Genomic DNA, 21,915 nt, shown 5'->3' on the forward strand with positions numbered 1-21,915 from the left:
GTCCGGCGGGAGCACGGGGCACGACATACTCGGGGGGTGACCGACAACGCCCCCGGCGCGCCCGGGACCGCGGAGCCGTACGACGCCGTCGTGCTGGCCGGCGGCGCCGCCCGGCGGCTCGGCGGCGCCGACAAGCCCGGCCTGCGGGTCGGCGGGCGCTCCCTGCTCGACCGCGTGCTCGCGGCCTGCGCGGGTGCGGCCACCACCGTCGTCGTCGCCGCTCCCCGGCCCACCTCCCGGCCGGTGCGCTGGGCCCGCGAGGAGCCGCCCGGCGCCGGGCCGGTCGCCGCGCTGGAGGCCGGCCTGCGGCTCACCACCGCCGAGCACACGGTGGTCCTCTCCGCCGACCTGCCCTTCCTCCGGCCGGCCGCCCTGCACGGGCTGTTGACCGCCCTGCGCGCGAGCGGTGCCGACGGCGCGCTGCTCACCGACGCCGAGGGCCGCGACCAGCCGCTCGTGGCCGCCTACCGGAGTGCCGCGCTGCGCCGCGAACTGGCCGCCCTCGCCGCCCGGCACGGCGGCCTCGCCGGGCTGCCCCTGCGCCGGCTGACCGGCGTCCTCCAGCTCACCCGCGTCCCGGACCCGCTCGCGTCGTTCGACTGCGACACCTGGGACGACCTCGCCGACGCCCGGGCACGCATCAGGGAGCATGGACACGTGTTGGATGAATGGATCTCCGCAGTCAAGGACGAGCTGGGTATCGACCTGGACGTCGACACCGGCGCCCTGCTCGACCTGGCCCGCGACGCCGCGCACGGTGTGGCCCGGCCCGCCGCGCCCCTGACCACCTTCCTCGTCGGCTACGCCGCCGCCCGGGCCGCGGGCGGCCCCGAGGCCGTGGCCGAGGCCGCCCGCCGGGCCGCCGCACTGGCCAAGCGCTGGGAGGACGAGCACCAGCGGGGCGCGTCCGCCCCGGACGCCGGATGACCGCCCCCGGCGCCCGGGCCCACGCGCCCGCCGGGGACGGCGACGACCTCGACGTCGAGGAGGCCCTGGCCCTCGTGAGGCACCCCAAGGACGACGCACCCGGCGCCGTGCCCGCCCCCGCCCGGCACGGCGCACACGGGCACGAGGGGCACCGGGCGACCCCCTGGCCCCGGGCCAGGGAGACCGCCGCCCGCGCCGCCCGCTCGGCGGGCCGCCGCACCCCCGTCTCGGTCCCCCTCGCCGACGCCCTCGGCCTGGTCCTCGCCACGCCCCTCGACGCGCTCACCGACCTGCCCTCCTTCGACACCTCCGCGATGGACGGCTGGGCGGTCGCCGGACCCGGCCCCTGGGAGGTGCGCGAGGATGCCGTGCTCGCCGGGCACGGCCGGCCCGGGCCGCTCACCGACGGCGAGGCGGTCCGCATCGCGACCGGCGCCCGCATCCCGGCCGACACCACCGCCGTCCTGCGCAGCGAACACGGCCGCACCGACGCCCAGGGCCGGCTCCACGCCTCCCGGGAACTGGGCCACGGCCAGGACATCCGCCCCCGCGGCCAGGAGTGCCGCAACGGCGACCAGCTGCTCCCCGTCGGCACCCTCGTCACCCCGGCCGTCCTGGGCCTGGCTGCGGCCGCCGGTTACGACACCGTCACCGCCGTTCCGCGCCCCCGCGCCGAAGTCCTCGTCCTGGGGGACGAACTGCTCAATGAGGGGCTCCCGCACGACGGGCTGATCCGCGACGCGCTCGGTCCGATGCTGCTGCCCTGGCTGCGCGCGATGGGCGCCGAGGTGACCTCCGTCCGCCGGCTCGGGGACGACGCCAGGGCCCTGCGCCGCGCGCTCACCACCTCCACGGCCGACCTCGTCGTCACCACCGGCGGCACCGCGGCGGGACCACTCGACCACGTCCACCCCACCTTGGAGCGCATCGGCGCCGAACTCCTCGTCGACGGCGTGAAGGTGCGCCCCGGGCACCCCATGCTGCTGGCGCGCACCAAGGAGAACCAGCACCTGGTCGGCCTGCCCGGCAACCCCCTCGCGGCCGTCTCCGGCCTGCTGACGCTCGCCGAGCCCCTGCTGCGGACCCTCGCCGCCCGCCCCGCCCCGGAGCGCTACACGCTGCCGCTCACCGAGGCGGTGCAGGGGCACCCGTACGACACCCGGCTCATCCCGGTCGTGCTGCGCGGCGACCGTGCCGTACCGCTGCACTACAACGGCCCCGCCATGCTGCGCGGAGTCGCCGTCGCCGACGCGCTGGCCGTCGTACCGCCGGGCGGTGCCCGGCCGGGGGAGGAGACGGAGCTGCTGGACCTGCCCTGGGCGGCGGCCGGGATCGGGGTGTGTTTCACGTGAAACTTCCGGGCCATGACGCCATCGCCCGCCAGGCGGGCGAACATCTGGTGACCCATCGGGTGACACTCCCGAGGAAGGTGGTGGAGCGCCCGCTCCGTCAGGTCGCCAAGCGGCTGGTCATGGCCCTGGCGGTGCTGGTCGCCACCGCCCTCGTCGTCTACGCCGACCGCGACGGCTACCACGACAACTCCGACGGCTCCGTCGACCTCCTCGACGCGTTCTACTACGCGACCGTCACCCTCTCCACCACCGGATACGGCGACATCACCCCGGTCAGCGACAGTGCCCGGCTCACCAACATCTTCGTCATCACGCCCCTGCGCGTGCTGTTCCTGATCATCCTGGTCGGCACCACGCTGGAGGTCCTCACCGAGCGCACCCGGGAGGAGTGGCGTCTGAACCGCTGGAGGTCCGCCTTGCGCGATCACACCGTCGTCGTCGGCTTCGGCACCAAGGGGCGGTCGGCCATCAGGACCGTGTGCGCGACGGGACTGCGGAAGGAGCAGGTGGTCGTGGTCGACCCCAGCTCCAAGGTGATCGACACGGCGAACGCCGAGGGCTTCGCGGGGGTCATGGGCGACGCCACTCGCAGCGAGGTCCTCGAACGGGCCGAGGTGCACCGGGCCCGGCAGATCATCGTGGCCCCGCAGCGCGACGACACCGCCGTCCTCGTCACCCTCACCGCCCGGCAGCTCAACCGCGGCGCGAAGATCGTGGCCGCCGTGCGCGAGGAGGAGAACGCCCCGCTGCTCCGGCAGTCCGGGGCCGACGCCGTTATCACCAGTTCCGGCGCGGCCGGGCGGCTGCTCGGCCTCTCCGTGCTCAGCCCCGCCGCCGGCATGGTCATGGAGGACCTGATCCAGCAGGGCAGCGGGCTCGACATCGTCGAACGCCCCGTGGTCCGGGCCGAGGTCGGCCGGAGGCCGCGCGAGACCGACGACCTCGTGGTGAGCGTCCTGCGGGGCCACCGGGTGCTCGGCTACGACGACCCGTCCATCGGCACGCTCCGGCTGACCGACCGGCTGATCACCATCGTCCGCGCGACCCCCGGCGCCCAGGTCACCCCGCACCGCCCCGTGAACGGCGACTGAGCGGGCCTGCCCCGGGGACGGCGCCGACGGGGAGTAGCGTCGCGTGCATGCATGCGATCACGATTCCCGAACCTGGTGGGCCCGAGGCGCTGGTGTGGGCCGAGGTGCCCGATCCGGTGCCCGGCGAGGGTGAGGTGCTGGTCGAGGTGGTGGCCAGCGCCGTCAACCGCGCGGACGTCCTGCAGCGGCAGGGCTTCTACGACCCGCCGCCCGGCGCGTCCCCCTACCCCGGCCTGGAGTGCTCCGGCAGAATCGCCGCGCTCGGCCCCGGCGTCTCCGGCTGGGCCGTCGGCGACACGGTGTGCGCGCTGCTCGCGGGCGGCGGCTACGCCGAGAAGGTCGCCGTTCCGGCCGGGCAGTTGCTGCCGGTGCCGGAGGGCCTGGATCTGAAGCAGGCGGCCGCGCTGCCCGAGGTGGTCTGCACCGTCTGGTCCAACGTCTTCATGGTCGCCCATCTGCGCCCCGGCGAGACGCTGCTGGTCCACGGCGGCTCCAGCGGCATCGGCACGATGGCGATCCAGCTGGCCAAGGCCCTCGGTGCCAGGGTGGCGGTGACCGCCGGGACGAAGGAGAAGCTGGAGCGCTGCGCCGAGCTGGGCGCGGACGTGCTGATCAACTACCGGGAGCAGGACTTCGTCGCCGAGATCGAGCAGGCCACCGACGGCGCGGGCGCCGACGTCATCCTCGACAACATGGGCGCCAAGTACCTGGACCGCAACATTCAGGCCCTCGCCGTCAACGGGCGGTTGGCGATCATCGGCATGCAGGGCGGGGCGAAGGGCGAGCTGAACATCGGCACCCTGCTGAGCAAGCGGGCCGCCGTCAGCGCGACGTCGCTGCGGGCGCGGCCGCTCGAGGAGAAGGCCGCGATCGTGGCCGCCGTACGCGAGCACGTGTGGCCGCTGCTGGAGGCGGGGCACGTCCGCCCGGTCGTCGACCGCGAGATGCCGATGCCGCAGGCCGGCGAGGCCCACCAGGTGGTGGAGGACAGCGGGCACATCGGCAAGGTGCTGCTGGTGGCGCCGTAGCGGGCGCCCGTACCGCCGGGCCGGGTCAGCTCCTGCGCACCCGCAGGCCCACGAAGGCCAGGCCGAGGCCGAGCCCGACGAGGACCAGGCCGGCGCCGAGCGGCAGGATGCGCAGGGCCGGCTGGGTGGCTTCTTCCTGGCCCTGGCGCGCGGTGTCCGGGGCCGTGGACGGCCCCGGGGACCGGGCGGGGTCCAGCCCGGCCTCCTCGGTCGTGGCGGAGGCCGCCGGGGAGTCGGCGGTCTCCGGCTCCTCCGGGTGGCCGGCCTCCGGATCGCCGGGGTCGGAGGCCCCCGTGACCGTGCCGGAGTCGTCGTCGCCCTCCTCCTGCGCGGCCGGCCCGTCCGGCCGGCCGGGGCGCATCCGGCCCTCCCCCGCCCCGCTGCCGGCCCGGGACGGCTCGGCGGCCCGGGACGGCGAACGCGAGGCGGCGGGGGAGGCGGAGGCCGGCGCGGCCGGGGAAGCGGGCACGGCGGTCCGGCCCGGGGGCGCGGGGGAGTCGTGCGGGGCGGCCTCGGCGCCGTGGGCGGGGGCCGTGCCGTACACCGGTACCGCCGCCGCTATCACGAGCAGCAGCCGTCCGCGGCGAAGGGTGAGTCGCAGCCATGGGGCCATGTCGGTGACCTCCCGGAGCGCAGTCGTCGTACACCGACGCAAGCCAGCCTCACATCGCAGGACGAAGCGGGCATTTCTGGTTGCTCCGTCGGGTGTAAACGGCGGATCCGCCCCGCAGGGGGGCGGCACGGTGATGAGGTGGAGGCGTGCGAGAGAATGGCGGCATGGAGATGCCGAGGAACGAACGGTCGCCGGAGAATCCCCAGATCCTCGTCGTGGGCCAGGACGGGATGGCTCTCGGCGGCGGCGGAGACGAGGACTCCCGCGAGACCCCGGTGACGGAGCAGGTCGAGCAGCCGGCCAAGGTGATGCGGATCGGCAGCATGATCAAGCAGCTTCTGGAGGAGGTGCGTGCGGCTCCTCTGGACGAGGCCAGCCGGGCGCGGCTGAAGGAGATCCACGCCAGCTCGGTGAAGGAGCTGGAGGACGGCCTGGCGCCGGAGCTGGTCGAGGAACTGGAGCGGCTCTCCCTGCCGTTCGCGGACGAGGCGACGCCGAGCGACGCGGAACTGCGCATCGCGCAGGCCCAGCTGGTGGGCTGGCTGGAGGGCCTGTTCCACGGCATCCAGACGACGCTGTTCGCCCAGCAGATGGCCGCGCGCGCCCAGCTGGAGCAGATGCGCCGCGCGCTCCCGCCGGGCGTGTCCCTGGAGGACGGGCACGACCCGCGCACGGGCGGCCGCTCGGGCGGCCCCTACCTGTAGTGATCCGGTAAGCAACCAGGGCCCGGCGGACGTCCGCCGGGCCCTTTCGCGTCACCTGCCGTTTCGCGCCTGCGGGCTACGGGTTGCCCGTGGACACGTTGAGCTGGATCTCGACGTGCTTGGGGTCCATGTCCGTGCCGGGCTTGGGGAACTGGTCGATGACCGCGCCCTGGCCGAAGGTGTTCTCGTCGACGCTCTTCGTCGTCACCTGCCAGCCCGCGGCCGCCGCGCAGTCCTTGACCGAGTTGATGTACTTGTACCGGAAGTCCGGGATCTGGATCTTCTTCGGGTCGTTGTACGACTCCTGCGGCTCCGTGCACAGGGTCTTGTCGACCGTCTTCGACATGTCCGGACCCCGGTAGCCCGCCCCGTGGGTCGACGCCGACGCGCTCGCGTCGCCGCCGGCGCCGGTGCCGTCGCCGTTGCCGTTGAGCGTCAGCGCGACGATCAGGCCGACGACCGCGACCAGGGACACCACGACGGAGCCGATGATCACCGGCTTGTTGCTCTTCCCGCCGCCCCCGCCCGCGGACTGCGCGGCGGTCGGCGGGGAGATGGTGTACGGCGGCGGCGTCGGGGCGGCCTGCTGCCCGTAGGCGGCCGCCGGGGTCGGGTAGCCGCCCTGCTGCGGGTAGCCGTACGCCGGCGCGGGCGGCTGGGTGCCGTACGGGTGCGGCTGCGGCGTCGGCTGGTACGGCGTCTGCACCGGGCCGGTGGGCGCCGGGGCCGCCTGGTCGACCGGCGGGAACACCGCGGACGCCACGCCGGCGCCGCTCTGGGCCGGCGCGGTGCCCGGCACGATGCTCGGCGGGGCCGCCTGGAGGGAGGCGGCGACGCGCAGGCACTCGTCGCGCATGGACTCGGCGGTCGGGAAGCGCTCGTTCGGGTTCTTCTTCAGCGCGCGGGCGACCAGCGCGTCCACCGCCGGGGGCAGGGCGCGGTTGATCGAGGACGGCGCGACCGGCTCCTCCTGCACATGCGCGTAGGCGATCGCCAGCGGGGAATCCGCGTCGAACGGCAGCCGGCCGGTGACCAGCTGGAACAGCATGATGCCGACCGAGTACAGGTCGGAGCGGGCGTCCACGCCGCGGCCCAGGGCCTGCTCGGGCGAGAGGTACTGCGGGGTGCCGACGACCATGCCGGTCTGGGTCATCGAGGTGACGCCGGACTGCATGGCGCGGGCGATGCCGAAGTCCATGACCTTGACCACACCGCGCTTGGTCGTCATCACGTTGCCCGGCTTGATGTCGCGGTGGACCAGCCCCATCTCGTGGCTGATCTCCAGCGCCGCCAGCACGTCCGCAGTGATCTTCAGTGCCTTGTCGGCGGGCATGGCGCCGTACTGCCGGACGTCCTCCTCGAGGACCGAGCCCAGCGGGCGGCCCTCGACGTACTCCATGACGATGTACGGCATCGTCGAGCCGTCCAGATCGTCCTCGCCGGTGTCGAAGACCGAGACGATGTTGGTGTGCGTGAGCTTGGCCACGGCCTGGGCCTCGCGGCGGAAGCGCTCGCGGAAGGCCTGTTCCCGCCCCAGCTCGGTGTGCAGGGTCTTGATCGCGACCTGGCGGTCGAGCACGGCGTCGTACGCCAGGTGCACCGAGGCCATGCCGCCCTCGCCGAGCAAGTCGCGCAGCTGGTAGCGGCCGCCGGCCAGCGCCCGCCCCGCGTACCGGCCCCGTACGCCGTCCTGGCTCATCTCTTAGCGTCCCCCACTGGCCGTCCGGCGCCGTCGCTGGGCGAACATGCCTTGATCGAATGTGTCATTCCCGGCCAAGTCTGCCCCAGGGCACCGACACGTCAAGCGCGGTGCCCGTTCCGTGACCGTACGCGAAAGAAGAGTCGCGGAAGCGTTACAGCGGCCCTACCACCGGTACACAGAATTTGCACGACAGCGCGTGCTAGAGGTTTCATGACCGGTCAGTCTCGGGCTCCTCCCGGTGCCGGAACCGGACCGGCGGCCCCCGCGGAGGCTGTAGCGTGGCCGACGGAGACCGTGACAACACCGCGCGCACCGCGGGCAGAAACGACGGCGAGGACCGATGGCACAGACGCACAGCGCCCAGGGCCCGTCCGACCCCGAGGCGTCTGGCGGCGGCATGTCCGAGACGCCGGAGGCGTGGGGCAACGGCGGGCTCGTCGGCGACGGCCGGTACCGGCTGACCCACCGGCTGGGCCGGGGCGGCATGGCGGAGGTGTTCGCCGCCGAGGACGTCCGCCTGGGCCGCACGGTCGCGGTCAAGCTGCTGCGCGCCGACCTGGCCGAGGACCCGGTCTCCAAGGCCCGCTTCACGCGCGAGGCCCAGTCGGTGGCCGGACTCAACCACCACGCGATCGTCGCCGTGTACGACTCCGGCGAGGACTACGTCGGCGGCCAGTCCGTGCCGTACATCGTGATGGAGCTGGTCGAGGGCCGCACCATCCGCGACCTGCTGCTGAACGCCGAGGCGCCCGGTCCCGAGCAGGCGCTGATCATCGTCTCCGGGGTGCTGGAGGCGCTCGCCTACTCGCACCAGCACGGCATCGTGCACCGCGACATCAAGCCGGCCAACGTCATCATCACCAACAACGGCGCGGTGAAGGTGATGGACTTCGGCATCGCGCGCGCCCTGCACGGGGCGTCCACGACGATGACGCAGACCGGCATGGTCATGGGCACCCCGCAGTACCTCTCCCCGGAGCAGGCCCTCGGCAAGGCCGTGGACCACCGCTCCGACCTGTACGCGACCGGCTGCCTGCTGTACGAACTGCTCGCGCTCAGGCCGCCGTTCACCGGCGAGACGCCGCTGTCGGTGGTCTACCAGCACGTCCAGGACATCCCCACCCCGCCCTCGCAGTACTCCGACGCCTGCCCGCCCGAGCTGGACGGCCTGGTGATGCGCTCGCTCGCCAAGGAGCCAGACGACCGGTTCCAGACGGCCGAGGAGATGCGCGGGCTGGTCCAGTACGGCCTGCAGATGCTCTACGACCAGGGCGGCCACACCGGCACCTGGAACACCGGCCCCGTGGGGGCGCACGACGGCCGGCACACCCCGGCGGCCGGGTTCGCGGGGACGGCCGTGATGGCGCACCCGGACGCCTCGGGCACCACGCAGATCCCGCAGCCCATGCTGCCCACCGGGTACGGCGGCGGGGACGACGGCGGCTTCGAGGGGCACGGCAACAAGGGCAGCGGCCGCGGCAGGCTGTGGATCCTCGCCGTCCTCGCGGTGATCGCGATCGCGGCGGGTGTCGCGCTGGCGCTGCAGAACGCCGGCGGTGGCGGCGGCAACGGCACCGACACCAAGCCGACGTCGACGCACTCCAAGCCGGCGAAGGACGACACGGCGAGCCAGGCCCCGACCGACAACACCACGGACCGGCCCTCCGACACCGCCACCGGCAGCGGCCAGGACCAGGGCACCGGCTCCACCTGGAAGCCGTCGTACACGCCGTCGTACACCCCGTCCCGGTCGGCCACCGCCGAGCCGTCCGAGCCGCCCTCGGACCCGCAGACCTCCGCGCAGCCGTCGGCCACGCCGAGCTCGCAGCCGCCGACGGACCCGGCCGCCGGCGGCACGGACGCGGGCACCACGGTCGGCGGCACGGACGCGGGCACGACGGACGGCGCCACCAGCGGCGGCACCGGGGGGCCTTGAAGGCCGCCGACGCCGACCGCCACGGCAGGGCTGTGAGGCGGAGGCAGGACAGGCACTGACCCGTGCGCGCGTGTGAGCGACCGCTCCACGCGCGCGCGGCGTTCACGGCCCGCTCCGCCCGGGCGGTCTCACGCACCTTCCACGAAGGCGTCGCACACCGCGTCGTACTCCCGCGTCCACCACACCGCGAGCGCCGAGGCGGCCGGGAACTGGCAGTCCGCGCGCGTGTCTCCGCGTTCGTAGTGCCAGCGCAGCATCCAGAAGTCGTTCAGGCGCTCCCACCACACCCGGTGCACGGCCGCCGCCAGCTCCGAGGGGGTGGCCCCGGCCGCGCGCCGGTACGCGCGCGCGTAGGCCCGCACCTTCGGCAGGTCGAGGGTTCCGGCCGGCCGGACGAAGAAGATCGCGGCGGCCCGGACGGCCTCCTCGGCGCGGGGCTGCACGCCGAGCCGGTCCCAGTCGACGATGGCGGCCGGGGCGTCGCCGCGGTAGAGCAGGTTGAACGGGTGGAAGTCGCCGTGCACCCAGCCCACCGGGCCGCCGCGCGGCGGCCGCCGGTGCGCGTGCCGCCGCAGCAGCGCGCGGCGTTCCAGCAGGCGGTGGCGGGCCAGTTCGTCGAAGGCGTCGGCGGGGCGGTGGCGGCGCACGTGGGCGAGCAGGTCGTCGATGAGGGCGAAGGTGTCGGCCGGGTCGGCGCTCTCCACGGGGTGCGGGCTCGTGGCCGGGCGGGTGCGCCCCTTGGGCGGCATCACCCGCTCCAGGCAGCCGTGCACGGCGCCCAGCAGCGCCCCGAGGCGTGCGCTCTGCCCGCGGGTGAGCTGGCCGCCGTCGCGGTGCCTGCCGTCGATCCACGGGTGCAGGGCGTAGGCGTGGCCGCCGACCACGGCGACGGTGCGGCCCTCGCGGTCCGCGAGCGGCGGGGCGACCGGGACGCCGAGGTCGGCCAGGCGCTGGGTGGCGCGGTGGCGGCGTTCGATGGCGGCCGGATCTGCGGTGTCCGGGTCGAAATGGTGTTTGAGGAAGTAGCGGCCGCGGGTGGTGCGCAGCCGGTAGCCGCGGTTCAGCAGGCCCTGGTCCACGGGTTCACAGGTGAGGGGGGAACCCGCGCCGTAGAGGCGCAGCAGGGCGCCCAGAGGGGGCGCGTGAGGTACAAGGGGTGGTACACATCGGCGCGGCACGCGCCAGATGCTAGGGCACGGCCAGGCGCTGTGAGCTGGGGCTTGTCACAGGCAGTCGCCGCTGATCGCTTTCGGTCACACTGAGGCATCCCGGCGAAATCCGGACCCCGCCCGAACGGCCCACACGCGACGCGCTCCGCGTCACACGTCAGCTCTTCCCGTCCCCGGGGTCGCCGGGATAACGTGCCGTTGCTCCGGCCTCCTGCAAGGCTGTGACCAGCGACTCTCCAGCCTCTGCTGATTTACTTGGAAATCCAAGCAAACACGCAGGTCAGGAGGGGTTTCACAGAAATGTGGAGCACTGGGTAACGTGAAGGTTGCAGGGCGCTCGCCGGGGCACCTGTCACGCCTGTTCCCGGCCGAGTGGCACCCACCCCGTGCCCGGTGGTCGACAACAGGTGAGCCGCACTGGCCTACCGGCAACCCCGGGGGCCGGAACGACGGAGGAGCACACGTGACCGTGGACAGCAGTGCCGCGCGCAAGCCGCGACGCAGCGCCGCAGGCAAAGCCGGCACCACCGGCAGCAGTACCGGAACCACCGGCACCAAGCGCACCACCCGCACCACCACGAAGAAGACCACCGATCCGGAACTCGTGCAGCTCCTGACGCCCGAGGGCAAGCGGGTCAAGAACGCCGAGTACGACGGCTACGTCGCCGGCATCACCCCCGAAGAGCTGCGCGGCCTGTACCGCGACATGGTGCTCACCCGCCGCTTCGACGCCGAGGCCACCGCCCTGCAGCGCCAGGGCGAGCTGGGCCTGTGGGCCTCGCTGCTCGGCCAGGAGGCCGCCCAGATCGGCTCCGGCCGGGCCCTGCGCGACGACGACTACGTCTTCCCGACCTACCGCGAGCACGGCGTCGCCTGGTGCCGGGGGGTCGACCCGACCAACCTGCTGGGCATGTTCCGCGGCGTGAACAACGGCGGCTGGGACCCCAACAGCAACAACTTCCACCTGTACACGATCGTCATCGGCTCCCAGACGCTGCACGCCACCGGCTACGCGATGGGCGTCGCCAAGGACGGCGCGGACTCGGCCGTCATCGCCTACTTCGGCGACGGCGCCTCCAGCCAGGGCGACGTGGCCGAATCGTTCACCTTCTCGGCGGTCTACAACGCGCCGGTGGTGTTCTTCTGCCAGAACAACCAGTGGGCCATCTCCGAGCCCACCGAGAAGCAGAGCCGCGTGCCGCTGTACCAGCGCGCGCAGGGCTTCGGCTTCCCGGGCGTGCGGGTGGACGGCAACGACGTGCTGGCCTGCCTCGCGGTGACCAAGTGGGCGCTGGAGCGCGCCCGCAACGGCGAGGGCCCGACCCTGGTCGAGGCCTACACCTACCGCATGGGCGCCCACACCACCTCCGACGACCCCACCCGCTACCGGGGGGACGAGGAGCGGCTGGCCTGGGAGGCGAAGGACCCGATCCTGCGCCTGCGCCGGTTCCTGGAGGCGTCGAACCACGCGGACGAGGGATTCTTCGCGGAACTCGAGGCCGAGTCCGAGGCGTTGGGCAGGCGGGTGCGCGAAGCGGTCCGCGCCATGCCGGACCCGGACCACTTCGCCATCTTCGAGCACGCGTACGCGGACGGGCACGCGCTCGTCGACGAGGAGCGGGCGCAGTTCGCCGCCTACCAGGCGTCGTTCGCCGACGCAGAGGGGGGTCACTGAGATGGCCGAGAAAATGGCTCTGGCCAAGGCGATCAACGAGTCGCTGCGGCGTGCGCTGGACACGGACCCCAAGGTCGTCGTGATGGGCGAGGACGTCGGCAAGCTGGGCGGTGTCTTCCGGGTCACCGACGGTCTGCAGAAGGACTTCGGCGAGAGCCGGGTCATCGACACCCCGCTGGCGGAGTCGGGCATCGTCGGCACCGCGATCGGCCTGGCCCTGCGCGGCTACCGGCCGGTGGTGGAGATCCAGTTCGACGGGTTCGTCTTCCCCGCCTACGACCAGATCGTCACCCAGCTGGCCAAGATGCACGCCCGGTCGCTGGGCAAGGTGAAGATGCCGGTCGTCATCCGCATCCCCTACGGCGGCGGCATCGGCGCGGTCGAGCACCACTCCGAGTCCCCGGAGGCGCTGTTCGCGCACGTGGCCGGCCTGAAGGTCGTCTCCCCGTCGAACTCCTCGGACGCCTACTGGATGATGCAGCAGGCCATCCAGAGCGACGACCCGGTGATCTACTTCGAGCCCAAGCGGCGCTACTGGGACAAGGGCGAGGTCGACTTCGACGCCATCCCCGGTCCGCTGCACAAGGCCCAGGTGGTGCGCGAGGGCACGGACGTGACGCTCGCGGCGTACGGGCCGATGGTGAAGCTGTGCCAGGAGGTCGCGGCCGCGGCCGCCGAGGAGGGCCGCTCGCTGGAGGTGCTGGACCTGCGGTCGGTCTCCCCGCTGGACTTCGACTCGATCCAGGCGTCGGTGGAGAAGACCCGCCGGCTGGTCGTGGTCCACGAGGCTCCGGTGTTCTTCGGCTCGGGTGCGGAGATCGCGGCGCGGATCACCGAGCGCTGCTTCTACCACCTGGAGGCCCCGGTGCTCCGGGTCGGCGGCTACCACGCGCCGTACCCGCCGGCCCGCCTGGAGGAGGAGTACCTGCCGGACCTGGACCGGGTGCTCGACGCCGTCGACCGTGCCCTGGCGTACTGAGGAGAGGGTTCGTGACGACGATGACGGAAGCTTCCGTACGCGAGTTCAAGATGCCCGACGTGGGCGAAGGGCTCACCGAGGCCGAGATCCTCAAGTGGTACGTCCAGCCCGGTGACACCGTCACCGACGGGCAGGTGGTGTGCGAGGTCGAGACCGCCAAGGCGGCCGTCGAACTGCCCATCCCCTACGACGGCGTGGTCCGCGAGCTGCGCTTCCCCGAGGGCACCACGGTCGACGTGGGCACGGCCATCATCGCGGTGGACGTGGCGGGCGGAGCCGCCGCCGCAGCGCCGGCCCAGCAGCCGGAGGCGGCGGCGCCCGAGGCGGAGGAGCCCAAGCCCGAGGGCCGCCAGCCGGTCCTGGTCGGCTACGGCGTGGCCACCTCCTCCACCAAGCGCCGCCCGCGCAAGGGGGCGGAAGCCGCGGCCCCGGCCGCCGGACAGGCCGCCCAGGCCGTCCAGGCCGAGCTGAACGGGCACGGCGCCCCCGCGGCCGTCCCGGCGCAGAGCCGTCCGCTGGCGAAGCCGCCGGTGCGCAAGCTGGCGAAGGACCTCGGCGTCGACCTCGCCGCGATCACCCCGTCCGGCCCGGACGGCGTCATCACCCGTGAGGACGTCCACGCGGCGGCGGCCCCGCAGGCTCCCGCCGCCTCCCCGGCGGTCACGGAGGCCCCCGCCTCCGCCCCGGCCCCGGCGGCCGCGGCGCCCGCCGTGACCTACGACGGCGCCCGCGAGACGCGTGTCCCGGTCAAGGGGGTGCGCAAGGCGACGGCGGCGGCGATGGTCGGCTCGGCGTTCAGCGCGCCGCACGTCACGGAGTTCGTCACCGTCGACGTCACCCGCACGATGAAGCTGGTCGAGGAACTCAAGCAGGACAAGGAGTTCCAGGGCCTGCGCGTCAACCCGCTGCTGCTCATCGCCAAGGCGCTCCTGGTCGCCGTCAAGCGCAACCCGGACGTCAACGCCTCCTGGGACGAGGCCAACCAGGAGATCGTGCTCAAGCACTACGTCAACCTGGGCATCGCGGCGGCGACCCCCCGCGGCCTGATCGTCCCGAACATCAAGGACGCCCACGCCAAGACGCTCCCGCAGCTGGCCGAGGCGCTGGGCGAACTGGTGGCGACGGCCCGCGAGGGCCGGACGAGCCCCGCCGCGATGCAGGGCGGCACGGTGACCATCACCAACGTCGGCGTGTTCGGCGTCGACACCGGCACGCCGATCCTCAACTCCGGCGAGTCCGCGATCCTCGCGGTCGGTGCGATCAAGCTCCAGCCGTGGGTCCACAAGGGGAAGGTCAAGCCCCGCCAGGTCACCACCCTGGCGCTCAGCTTCGACCACCGCCTGGTCGACGGCGAACTGGGCTCCAAGGTCCTCGCCGACGTGGCCGCGATCCTGGAGCACCCCAAGCGGCTGATCACCTGGTCCTGACCCGGCACGACAAGGGCCCGCCGCGATCCGCGGCGGGCCCCGGTGTTTCGACGGCCGGTCAGCCCATCAGGGCGAAGCCGTAGTTCATGACCTTCTTGGCGTCCGACTCGCGCTGCGGGATGGACGAGGAGGCGAGGACGGTGCCGATGACCGTCCTGCCGTTCCGGGTCGCGGCGAAGACCAGGCAGTACTTGGCCTCGGGGCCGGAGCCGGTCTTGACGCCGATCGTCCCGCTGTAGCTGCTGAGGAGCCCGTTGGTGTTGGTCCACGGGTTCATCACGCGGGTGCTGCCCGTCTTGGTGATGGTCCTGGCCGTGTAGGACTTGGTCTTGACGACCGTGCGGAACGTGGAGCTCTTCATCGCGCTGCTGGCGATCTTCGTCAGGTCGCGCGGCGTCGAGTAGTTGTTGCCGTTGCCGATGCCGTCGAACGAGTCGAAGTGCGTGTGCGTCAGGCCCAGGTTCTTGGCGGCCGTGTTCATCTTGCCGATGAAGTTCGCGACGCGCTTGGCGCGGGTGGTGCCGCTGCCGTACTTGTCGGCGAGCGCGTAGGCGGCGTCGCAGCCGGAGGGCAGCATCAGGCCGTACAGCAGCTGGCGGACGGTGACCTTGTCGCCGACGATCAGGTGCGCCTGGGAGGCGTTGTTGCGGACGACGTAGTCGCTGTACTCCTTCTGGATCGTCACCTTGGCGTCCAGGTTGAGGTTCGACTGGGCGAGCACGACCTTGGCGGTCATGATCTTGGTGGTGGAGCCGGTGGACCGCTGGGTGTCCGCTGCCTTCGTGTACAGCGTCTTGCCGGTCGCGTTGTTCATGGCGTAGCCGCCCGCGGCCACGATCGAAGGCTTCGTGACGGCCTGCGCGGGTGTCGCGGTGAGGGCCCCGGTGGCGAGCAGCGCGCCGGAGGTGACGGCGACGGCGGTGGCTCGGCGGATGCGGCGGGTGCCCTTGATGCCGGTAATCAAAGTGAAGTACCCCGATTGTCTTGAATGCCCCTGATGTGCGGCCGAGTTGAAGTGGCACGGGAGTGGGCCGCATGTGTCGGACACGTAGGTAGCACAGATGGTTGTGCCGCCGCTGGGGGTGATCTGTGTCACGTCCGGATGATGGACGGATCGAGTCATGCGTACGTCTTGTATCTATCCTGTGGACATGGCTACGCCCGTGAAGCAACCACCCGCCGCCGACCGCGTCTACCACCACGTCAAACAGGGCGTACTCGACCGCAGCTACGAGGGCGGCACCCTCCTCACCGAGGGGGAGCTGGCCGAGGCCGTCGGGGTCTCTCGTACGCCAGTTCGAGAGGCGCTGCTGCGGCTGGAGGTGGAGGGCCTCATCCGGCTGTACCCGAAGAAGGGCGCCCTGGTCCTGCCGGTCTCCGCGCAGGAGATCGCCGACGTGGTGGAGACCCGGCTGCTGGTCGAGGAGCACGCCGCCCGCAAGGCCGTCCCCGCCCCGCCGGGACTCGTCGAGCGGCTCACGGAGCTGCTGGAGCGGCAGAAGGCGCAGGCCGCCTCCGGCGACCTGGCGGGCGCCGCGGTCACCGACCGCTGCTTCCACGCCGAGATCGTGCGCAGCGGCGGCAACGAGATCCTCTCCCGCCTCTACGACCAGCTGCGCGACCGGCAGCTGAGGATGGGCGTCGCCGTGATGCACTCCCACCCCGACCGGCTCGCCAAGACGCTCGCCGAGCACGAGGAGATCCTCGGCGCGCTGCGCTCCGGCGACGCGGAGGCTGCCGTCGACGTCGTGCACCGGCACGTGAGCTGGTTCTCGCACCTGGCGCGGGGTGAGGTGCGATGAGCAACGCCACCCTGCCGGGTGACCCTCCGGGCGGCCGGCGCGCGGTCCGGGTGTGGGCGGTCGGCGTCGCCGTCTACTTCGTCGCCGTCATCTTCCGCACGTCCCTGGGCGTGGCCGGCCTGGACGCGGCCGACCGCTTCCACGTGAACGCCTCGGCCCTGTCCACCTTCTCGATCCTGCAGCTGCTGGTCTACGCGGGCATGCAGATACCCGTCGGCCTGCTGGTCGACCGGCTCGGCACCAAGAAGGTGCTCGGCCTCGGCGCGGTGCTGTTCACGGCCGGGCAGCTGGGCTTCGCGTTCTCCCCCTCCTACGGCACGGCGCTGGCCTCGCGGGCGCTGCTCGGGTGCGGTGACGCGATGACCTTCATCAGCGTGCTGCGCCTGGGCACGCGCTGGTTCCCGGCCCGGCGCGGCCCGCTGGTCGCGCAGCTCGCCGGCCTGGTGGGCATGGCGGGCAACCTGGTCTCCACCCTGGTCCTCGCCCGGCTGCTGCACGGCGTCGGCTGGACGGCGGCGTTCGCGGGCAGCGCGCTGGCGGGCGTGGTCGTCCTCGTGCTGACCCTGCTGTTCCTCCAGGACCACCCCGAGGGGCACGAGCCCGAGCCCGAGCCGTCCCCGCACCGGGGCTCGGCCTACGTCCGCCGGCAGATCGCCGCGGCCTGGCGGGAGCCCGGCACCCGGCTCGGCCTGTGGGTGCACTTCACCACCCAGTTCCCGGCGATGGTGTTCCTGCTGCTGTGGGGCCTGCCGTTCCTGGTGCAGGCGCAGGGCCTCAGCCGCGCCACGGCCGGTGAGCTGCTGACCCTGGTCGTCCTGTCCAACATGGCGGTCGGCCTGGTCTACGGCCAGGTCGTCGCCCGGCACCACGCGGCGCGGCTGCCGCTCGCGCTGGGCACGGTGGCGGCCACGGCCGCCCTGTGGGCGCTGACCCTCTTCTGGCCCGGCGAGCACGCCCCGATGGGGCTGCTGCTGGTGCTCTGCGCGGTACTCGGCGCCTGCGGCCCGGCGTCCATGCTCGGCTTCGACTTCGCCCGCCCGGCCAACCCTCCCGAGCGCCAGGGCACCGCGTCCGGCATCACCAACATGGGTGGTTTCATCGCCTCGATGACGACGCTCTTCGCGGTCGGCGTGCTGCTGGACGCCACCGGGGACGACTACACGGTGGCCTTCTCCGCGGTCTTCGTCCTCCAGGCGCTCGGGGTCAGCCAGATCCTGCGCCTGCGCGGCCGCGCGGCCCGCCGCGAGCGGGAGCGTCTGGTGGCGAGCCGGGTGGAGACGGTGCACGTGCCGGCCTGAGCGGCGGCTCCCGCCCCGGCCGGCACCCGGCACGGTCCGCCGCGGCCGCGTGCCCCGCGCCCCCGCCGCCGTACCCCTACCGCGTCACCGCGAAGTTGCGCAGGATGGCCGCCGCCAGGTCCGGCTCGCCCTCCGTCTTCACCCGGTCCGCCACCGCCTCCGGGGTCACCCGGCCGCAGGCCAGCCGGACGTAGGTCTCCCAGTCCAGGGTGAGGGTGGCGGCGGGGCCGAGGGCGGGCGCCGTCTCCAGGGTGCCGCGGCCCTGGATGTCCACGCGGATCGTGCGCAGGAACTCCACGGGGCCGTGCACGTCGAAGACGACCGCCGAGCTGCGCGGCGCGTCCGCGCCCTGCGCGACGACCCCGGGCAGGGCGTCCAGCAGGACGTCACGGGCGACGTAGGCGCCCGGGGAGTCCAGGTTGCCGGGCCGGCCGAGCGCCGTGCGCAGGTCCTGCTCGTGCACCCACACCTCGAAGGCGTGGGTCCGCATGGCCTGCTCGAGGGTGATCTCCGAGCCCATCGGGCCGCGCACCTTGGTGCCGGGGTCGCGGGACTCGTTGCGCAGCTGGCGGTTGCGGCGGATGACCGTGTACTCCAGCTCGGACGTCATCTCCGGCGCCGTGTGGTGGCGGCGGACGTCGACCTGCATCTCGTTGTACCGCTGGTGCTCGTTGGTGACGTGGAAGAGGTCGCGGGGCAGGCTGTGGATCGGCCTCGGGTCCCCGAGCATCTCGCAGTCCAGGCCGATGACGTGCGACACCACGTCCCGGACCGACCAGCCGGGACAGGGGGTGCGCCGGTTCCACTCGCCCTCGACCAGCGACTGCGTGATCTCGGATATCGCGTCGATCGAGTGGGTCCAGGCGTCGGCGTAGGGCTGGAGGGTGGGATGCAGACTCACGGAACGGGACCCCTCGGCGGTCGGTACACGGGCAGGTGGTGGCGGCGTTGCCAGCGGGAGGTGGCTGCACCAGTCGGGTGTCTCGGGACGCTAAGTTACGCTGCTCCGAGGCACCCCGGCAGTGCTTTCGTGTGACGATCGTAGGCCCGTGTGGACGACTCGAATGCCAGGACGGTGGTAGTGTGCGCGCCTCGCTGATCCAGATCGCCGTGGACGAGGGCGAATCGGTCGCCTCGCGCAGGACGCGAGTGGCGTCGCTGGTACGCGAGCAGGCCGGCTCCGATCTCGTGGTCCTGCCCGAGCTGTGGACCACCGGGGCCTTCGCCTACGAGGAGTTCGGCCCGCAGGCCGAGCCGCTGGACGGCCCGACGTACGAGGTCATGGCCGCTGCGGCGCGCGACGCGGGCGTGTGGCTGCACGCCGGCTCCATCCCGGAACGCGACCCCGACGGTCCTCTCTACAACACCGCGCTCGTCTTCTCCCCCACCGGTGACCTGGCCGCCGCCTACCGCAAGATCCACCGCTTCGGCTTCGACAAGGGCGAGGCGGTGCTGATGGGCGCCGGGCGGGAGCCGGTGACGGTCCGGCTGCCCGGGACCACCCTCGGCGTGGCCACCTGCTACGACCTGCGTTTCCCCGAGCTCTTCCGCCGCCTCGTCGACGCCGGCGCCGAGACGCTGGTGATCCCGGCGGGCTGGCCCGAACGGCGGCGCGCGCACTGGACGCTGCTGGCCCGGGCGCGGGCGGTGGAGAACCAGGCGTTCGTGCTCGCCTGTGGAACGGCCGGGAGCCATGCCGGAGTTCCGCAGGCGGGTCACTCGATCGTGGTGGATCCGTGGGGGGAGGTGCTCGCCGAGGCCGGCGCCGGGGAAGAGGTCCTCACGGTCGACTTCGACCCGGCGAAGGTGGCGGCGACCCGTGAGCAGTTCCCGGCCCTGAAGGACCGGGTGCTCGGCCTGGAGCCGCCGCGGCCGCACGGCCGGTAGCCGGGTACGGTCACCCGCCCCGGTCAGTCGCCGTCGTCCCGGTCGTCCTTCTCCGCGAGGTGGATGACGCAGACCGCCACCGCGATCAGCAGCGCGGGGTCCGCGTCGTCGCGCACGATGTCCACGCCGTAGGTGTCCCTCAGGTGCAGCCAGCGGCGGGAGATCACGGCGAGGAGCTCACCCTCGTACTCGACGGCGAACTCGCGGTCCAGGATCTTGCCGCTGACGTCGAGTTCGGTCCCGTCGACCAGGGACACCCGGTAGTGGTTGCGCAGCAGCGACAGCCGTTTGCGCCTGATGGTGGCCAGGCTCTCGCCGTCGCGTTCGATCACCATGGTGTCGCGCAGGGCGAACATCTTCTGGTGGATGTCGATGAGGACGCGCCCCTGGGCGTCCTTCAGCTCGAAGGTGTCCCGCAGCCGCATGGCCTTGCCGTCGACGAGGAAGACCTTGTCGCCGTGTTCGTTCTCGATCCAGTAGTCGTCACCGATGCCGAGGATCCGGTCCCGCACGAGGAATCTCATGCCGGTACCGTTCCCCGGCCCGGGGCGTTCGTCACCGCCGGAGCCGGACGGCCGGCGGGGAGCGGCTGCCCGCGGAACGTCAGACGCCGTAGCCGTCGCTGTAGCCGTCGACGCGGTGATGGTGGTGGTGGGGTTCCTCCTCGACCACCGGTGTCGACGGGACCACGACGCGCCGGCGCCGGGCGATGCCGCTGAACGTGGCGACGCCGATGAGGCCGACGGCCATCAGGATGATGCCGACCAGATCCAGGTTGACGCCCTGCATGTGCCAGTCGGTCGCGAACGTGAGGATGGCTCCCACGGCGATGAGGATGATGCACCCGCCAAGGCCCATAGTCGTCGCCTCCCCTTTCGGTTCCGGAATCTCCGGTGCCGTCCGGGTACCCTGTGCCGCCCCGGACATGCTCGGGGCGGTGGTGACGGGCGGTCAGGCAGGCACCCGCGGCGGCGTCCTCAGTCCTGGAGGAACGCCAGCAGCGAGTTGGCCAGCAGGAACGGGTCGTCGGCGCCGCACAGTTCGCGCGCGCTGTGCATCGACAGGATGGCCACGCCGATGTCGACGGTCCGGATGCCGTGCCGGGCGGCGGTGATCGGGCCGATGGTGGTGCCGCAGGGCATCGAGTTGTTGGAGACGAAGCTCTGCAGGGGCACGCCCGCCCGCTCGCACGCGGCGGCGAACACCGCCCGGCCCGAACCGTCGGTGGCGTAACGGTTGTTCACGTTCACCTTGAGCAGGGGTCCGCCGTTGACGTGCGGGTGGTGCGTCGGGTCGTGCCGCTCGCCGTAGTTGGGGTGGACGGCGTGGCCGGTGTCGGAGGACAGGCAGACGGTGGCGGCGAAGGCCCGGGCCCGGTCCTCGTACGACCCGCCGCGCGCGAACACCGAGCGCTCCAGCACGGTGCCGAGCAGCGGGCCGTCGGCGCCGGTGTCCGACTGCGAGCCGTTCTCCTCGTGGTCGAAGGCGGCCAGTACGGGGATGCGGGTGAGGGCGGCGCCGGAGGCCGCGGCGGCGGTCAGCGCGGCGACGCCCGCGTGCACCGACAGCAGGTTGTCCATGCGCGGCCCGGCGACCAGTTCCCGGTCCCGGCCGAGGTAGGCGGGCGCCTCCACCGGATGCGCCATCAGGTCCCAGCCGGCCACCGTGCCCGCCGCCAGTCCCGCCTCCTGCTCCAGGAAGGCGATCAGGTCGCCGTCGCGCAGGTCGTCGCCGAGCCCCCACACCGGCTGCATGTGCCGCTGCTTGTCCAGCTTGAGGCCCTCGGAGGTGACCGTGCGGTCCAGGTGGACGGCGAGCTGCGGCACCCGGAGCAGCGGCCGGTCCACGTCGACCAGCACCGAGGAGCCGTCGCGCAGGGTGAGCCGGCCGGCCAGGCCCAGGTCCCGGTCGAGCCAGGAGTTCAGCAGCGGGCCGCCGTAGATCTCCACCGCGACCTGCCGCCAGCCGTGCGCGCCGGTGTCGGGGCGGGGCTTGACACGCAGGTTGGGCGAGTCGGTGTGCGCGCCGATGATGTGGAACGGGGTGTGCGGCGCGGCCCCCTCGGGGACGTACCAGGCGACGATCGCGCCGCCGCGCAGCACGTACCGGCCGCCGCTCGACGCGTCCCAGGCGTCCGTCTCGGCGACCTGCCGGAAGCCGGCCTTCTCCAGCCGTTCGGCGGTGTTCGCCACGGCGTGGTACGGCGACGGGCTCGCCGCCAGGAAGGACATCAGGTCGTCGGTGTGGCCGCGGTCGAAGCGGGCTGGTGCGCTCATGGGGCTTACCTTAACGACGAGCGTGGGCCCGCCCCCGGAACGGAGGCGG

The 21,915-nt window shown here is 73.0% G+C and carries 20 protein-coding genes; 12 read left to right on the forward strand and 8 right to left on the reverse strand.

Annotated features, from left to right (window positions below; genetic code table 11):
* Window positions 1–36 precede the first annotated feature (36 nt).
* From AQJ66_RS17535 to AQJ66_RS17550, 4 genes are read left to right on the forward strand one after another with little or no spacing between them, the layout of a single operon-like run.
* Window positions 37–927, forward strand: a complete 891-nt coding sequence (locus AQJ66_RS17535; RefSeq protein WP_061922434.1) for an NTP transferase domain-containing protein — start codon at window positions 37–39, stop codon at window positions 925–927.
* Window positions 924–2,279, forward strand: a complete 1,356-nt coding sequence (locus tag AQJ66_RS17540) for a molybdopterin molybdotransferase MoeA (protein ID WP_061922437.1) — start codon at window positions 924–926, stop codon at window positions 2,277–2,279. The genes AQJ66_RS17535 and AQJ66_RS17540 overlap by 4 nt, the downstream gene beginning before the upstream one ends.
* Window positions 2,276–3,370 carry a potassium channel family protein gene (locus AQJ66_RS17545; protein ID WP_208611382.1) on the forward strand — a complete coding sequence of 365 codons (1,095 nt, stop codon included), beginning with the start codon at window positions 2,276–2,278 and terminating at the stop codon, window positions 3,368–3,370. Before AQJ66_RS17540 ends, AQJ66_RS17545 begins: the two co-directional genes overlap by 4 nt.
* 47 nt (window positions 3,371–3,417) lie before the next feature.
* Window positions 3,418–4,398 carry an NAD(P)H-quinone oxidoreductase gene (locus AQJ66_RS17550; protein ID WP_061922441.1) on the forward strand — a complete coding sequence of 327 codons (981 nt, stop codon included), beginning with the start codon at window positions 3,418–3,420 and terminating at the stop codon, window positions 4,396–4,398.
* A gap of 25 nt (window positions 4,399–4,423) precedes the next feature.
* Here AQJ66_RS17550 and AQJ66_RS17555 read toward each other — a convergent pair whose 3' ends face one another.
* Complete coding sequence (locus AQJ66_RS17555) at window positions 4,424–5,011, reverse strand: hypothetical protein (protein ID WP_061922443.1); 588 nt, start codon at window positions 5,009–5,011, stop codon at window positions 4,424–4,426.
* 164 nt (window positions 5,012–5,175) lie between these two features.
* Between AQJ66_RS17555 and AQJ66_RS17560 the strand changes: the two genes are divergently transcribed.
* Window positions 5,176–5,715: a bacterial proteasome activator family protein gene (locus tag AQJ66_RS17560; RefSeq protein ID WP_061922446.1), complete on the forward strand. Its 540-nt coding sequence runs from the start codon at window positions 5,176–5,178 to the stop codon at window positions 5,713–5,715.
* Between the two features lie 76 nt (window positions 5,716–5,791).
* On the opposite strand, the gene AQJ66_RS17565 is transcribed toward AQJ66_RS17560, so the two are convergent.
* The gene (locus tag AQJ66_RS17565) at window positions 5,792–7,414 is read right to left on the reverse strand and encodes a Stk1 family PASTA domain-containing Ser/Thr kinase (RefSeq protein WP_061922449.1); all 1,623 of its coding nucleotides are present in this window, start codon (window positions 7,412–7,414) and stop codon (window positions 5,792–5,794) included.
* Between the two features lie 343 nt (window positions 7,415–7,757).
* On the opposite strand from AQJ66_RS17565, the gene AQJ66_RS17570 reads away from it, so the two are divergent.
* Window positions 7,758–9,353, forward strand: coding sequence for a protein kinase domain-containing protein (locus tag AQJ66_RS17570; RefSeq protein ID WP_079060260.1), 1,596 nt, complete (start codon window positions 7,758–7,760; stop codon window positions 9,351–9,353).
* Between the two features lie 128 nt (window positions 9,354–9,481).
* Here AQJ66_RS17570 and AQJ66_RS17575 read toward each other — a convergent pair whose 3' ends face one another.
* On the reverse strand, window positions 9,482–10,531 hold the full coding sequence (locus AQJ66_RS17575; RefSeq protein ID WP_208611383.1) for a phosphotransferase: 1,050 nt from the start codon (window positions 10,529–10,531) through the stop codon (window positions 9,482–9,484).
* Between the two features lie 454 nt (window positions 10,532–10,985).
* Here AQJ66_RS17575 and pdhA point away from each other — a divergent pair, with 454 nt between their 5' ends.
* From pdhA to AQJ66_RS17590, 3 genes are read left to right on the forward strand one after another with little or no spacing between them, the layout of a single operon-like run.
* The gene (gene pdhA, locus AQJ66_RS17580; protein ID WP_061922451.1) at window positions 10,986–12,197 is read left to right on the forward strand and encodes a pyruvate dehydrogenase (acetyl-transferring) E1 component subunit alpha; all 1,212 of its coding nucleotides are present in this window, start codon (window positions 10,986–10,988) and stop codon (window positions 12,195–12,197) included.
* 1 nt (window position 12,198) lies between these two features.
* Window positions 12,199–13,176, forward strand: coding sequence for an alpha-ketoacid dehydrogenase subunit beta (locus AQJ66_RS17585; RefSeq protein WP_061922454.1), 978 nt, complete (start codon window positions 12,199–12,201; stop codon window positions 13,174–13,176).
* An 11-nt stretch (window positions 13,177–13,187) separates the two neighbouring features.
* Complete coding sequence (locus AQJ66_RS17590; protein WP_061922457.1) at window positions 13,188–14,603, forward strand: dihydrolipoamide acetyltransferase family protein; 1,416 nt, start codon at window positions 13,188–13,190, stop codon at window positions 14,601–14,603.
* Between the two features lie 58 nt (window positions 14,604–14,661).
* Here AQJ66_RS17590 and AQJ66_RS17595 read toward each other — a convergent pair whose 3' ends face one another.
* Entirely contained in the window at window positions 14,662–15,567 is a 906-nt protein-coding gene (locus AQJ66_RS17595) for a D-alanyl-D-alanine carboxypeptidase family protein (RefSeq protein WP_061922459.1), read from the reverse strand.
* Between the two features lie 187 nt (window positions 15,568–15,754).
* On the opposite strand from AQJ66_RS17595, the gene AQJ66_RS17600 reads away from it, so the two are divergent.
* Together AQJ66_RS17600 and AQJ66_RS17605 are read left to right on the forward strand one after the other, a co-directional pair.
* Entirely contained in the window at window positions 15,755–16,405 is a 651-nt protein-coding gene (locus AQJ66_RS17600) for a GntR family transcriptional regulator (protein WP_061922594.1), read from the forward strand.
* Window positions 16,402–17,703, forward strand: coding sequence for an MFS transporter (locus AQJ66_RS17605; RefSeq protein ID WP_061922462.1), 1,302 nt, complete (start codon window positions 16,402–16,404; stop codon window positions 17,701–17,703). Before AQJ66_RS17600 ends, AQJ66_RS17605 begins: the two co-directional genes overlap by 4 nt.
* 76 nt (window positions 17,704–17,779) lie before the next feature.
* Here the strand turns inward: AQJ66_RS17605 and AQJ66_RS17610 are convergent, their stop codons facing one another.
* Window positions 17,780–18,604: a maleylpyruvate isomerase family mycothiol-dependent enzyme gene (locus tag AQJ66_RS17610; RefSeq protein WP_061922466.1), complete on the reverse strand. Its 825-nt coding sequence runs from the start codon at window positions 18,602–18,604 to the stop codon at window positions 17,780–17,782.
* Window positions 18,605–18,786: 182 nt separating this feature from the next.
* Between AQJ66_RS17610 and AQJ66_RS17615 the strand changes: the two genes are divergently transcribed.
* Window positions 18,787–19,590 (forward strand): carbon-nitrogen family hydrolase, encoded by an 804-nt coding sequence (locus tag AQJ66_RS17615; RefSeq protein ID WP_061922468.1) that lies wholly within the window; start codon window positions 18,787–18,789, stop codon window positions 19,588–19,590.
* 23 nt (window positions 19,591–19,613) lie between these two features.
* Here the strand turns inward: AQJ66_RS17615 and AQJ66_RS17620 are convergent, their stop codons facing one another.
* The 3 genes from AQJ66_RS17620 to AQJ66_RS17630 form a co-directional block, all read right to left on the reverse strand.
* Window positions 19,614–20,114 (reverse strand): LURP-one-related/scramblase family protein, encoded by a 501-nt coding sequence (locus tag AQJ66_RS17620; protein ID WP_061922471.1) that lies wholly within the window; start codon window positions 20,112–20,114, stop codon window positions 19,614–19,616.
* 79 nt (window positions 20,115–20,193) lie between these two features.
* Window positions 20,194–20,448 (reverse strand): DUF6458 family protein, encoded by a 255-nt coding sequence (locus AQJ66_RS17625; protein WP_061922474.1) that lies wholly within the window; start codon window positions 20,446–20,448, stop codon window positions 20,194–20,196.
* A gap of 119 nt (window positions 20,449–20,567) precedes the next feature.
* Window positions 20,568–21,866 carry a M18 family aminopeptidase gene (locus AQJ66_RS17630; RefSeq protein ID WP_061922477.1) on the reverse strand — a complete coding sequence of 433 codons (1,299 nt, stop codon included), beginning with the start codon at window positions 21,864–21,866 and terminating at the stop codon, window positions 20,568–20,570.
* Window positions 21,867–21,915: the final 49 nt, after the last annotated feature.

Origin of the sequence: Streptomyces bungoensis, assembly GCF_001514215.1 — a bacterium.
GTDB lineage: Bacteria > Actinomycetota > Actinomycetes > Streptomycetales > Streptomycetaceae > Streptomyces > Streptomyces bungoensis.

Bases quoted from the DNA above. Each gene is read 5' to 3' on its own strand.
- AQJ66_RS17555 (WP_061922443.1), bottom strand. From the start codon at position 5,011: ATGGCCCCATGGCTGCGACTCACCCTTCGCCGCGGACGGCTGCTGCTC.
- AQJ66_RS17560 (WP_061922446.1), top strand. From the start codon at position 5,176: ATGGAGATGCCGAGGAACGAACGGTCGCCGGAGAATCCCCAGATCCTC.
- AQJ66_RS17620 (WP_061922471.1), bottom strand. From the start codon at position 20,114: ATGAGATTCCTCGTGCGGGACCGGATCCTCGGCATCGGTGACGACTAC.
- AQJ66_RS17630 (WP_061922477.1), bottom strand. From the start codon at position 21,866: ATGAGCGCACCAGCCCGCTTCGACCGCGGCCACACCGACGACCTGATG.
- AQJ66_RS17605 (WP_061922462.1), top strand. From the start codon at position 16,402: ATGAGCAACGCCACCCTGCCGGGTGACCCTCCGGGCGGCCGGCGCGCG.
- AQJ66_RS17540 (WP_061922437.1), top strand. From the start codon at position 924: ATGACCGCCCCCGGCGCCCGGGCCCACGCGCCCGCCGGGGACGGCGAC.
- AQJ66_RS17570 (WP_079060260.1), top strand. From the start codon at position 7,758: ATGGCACAGACGCACAGCGCCCAGGGCCCGTCCGACCCCGAGGCGTCT.
- AQJ66_RS17565 (WP_061922449.1), bottom strand. From the start codon at position 7,414: ATGAGCCAGGACGGCGTACGGGGCCGGTACGCGGGGCGGGCGCTGGCC.
- AQJ66_RS17550 (WP_061922441.1), top strand. From the start codon at position 3,418: ATGCATGCGATCACGATTCCCGAACCTGGTGGGCCCGAGGCGCTGGTG.
- AQJ66_RS17585 (WP_061922454.1), top strand. From the start codon at position 12,199: ATGGCCGAGAAAATGGCTCTGGCCAAGGCGATCAACGAGTCGCTGCGG.
- AQJ66_RS17600 (WP_061922594.1), top strand. From the start codon at position 15,755: ATGGCTACGCCCGTGAAGCAACCACCCGCCGCCGACCGCGTCTACCAC.
- AQJ66_RS17625 (WP_061922474.1), bottom strand. From the start codon at position 20,448: ATGGGCCTTGGCGGGTGCATCATCCTCATCGCCGTGGGAGCCATCCTC.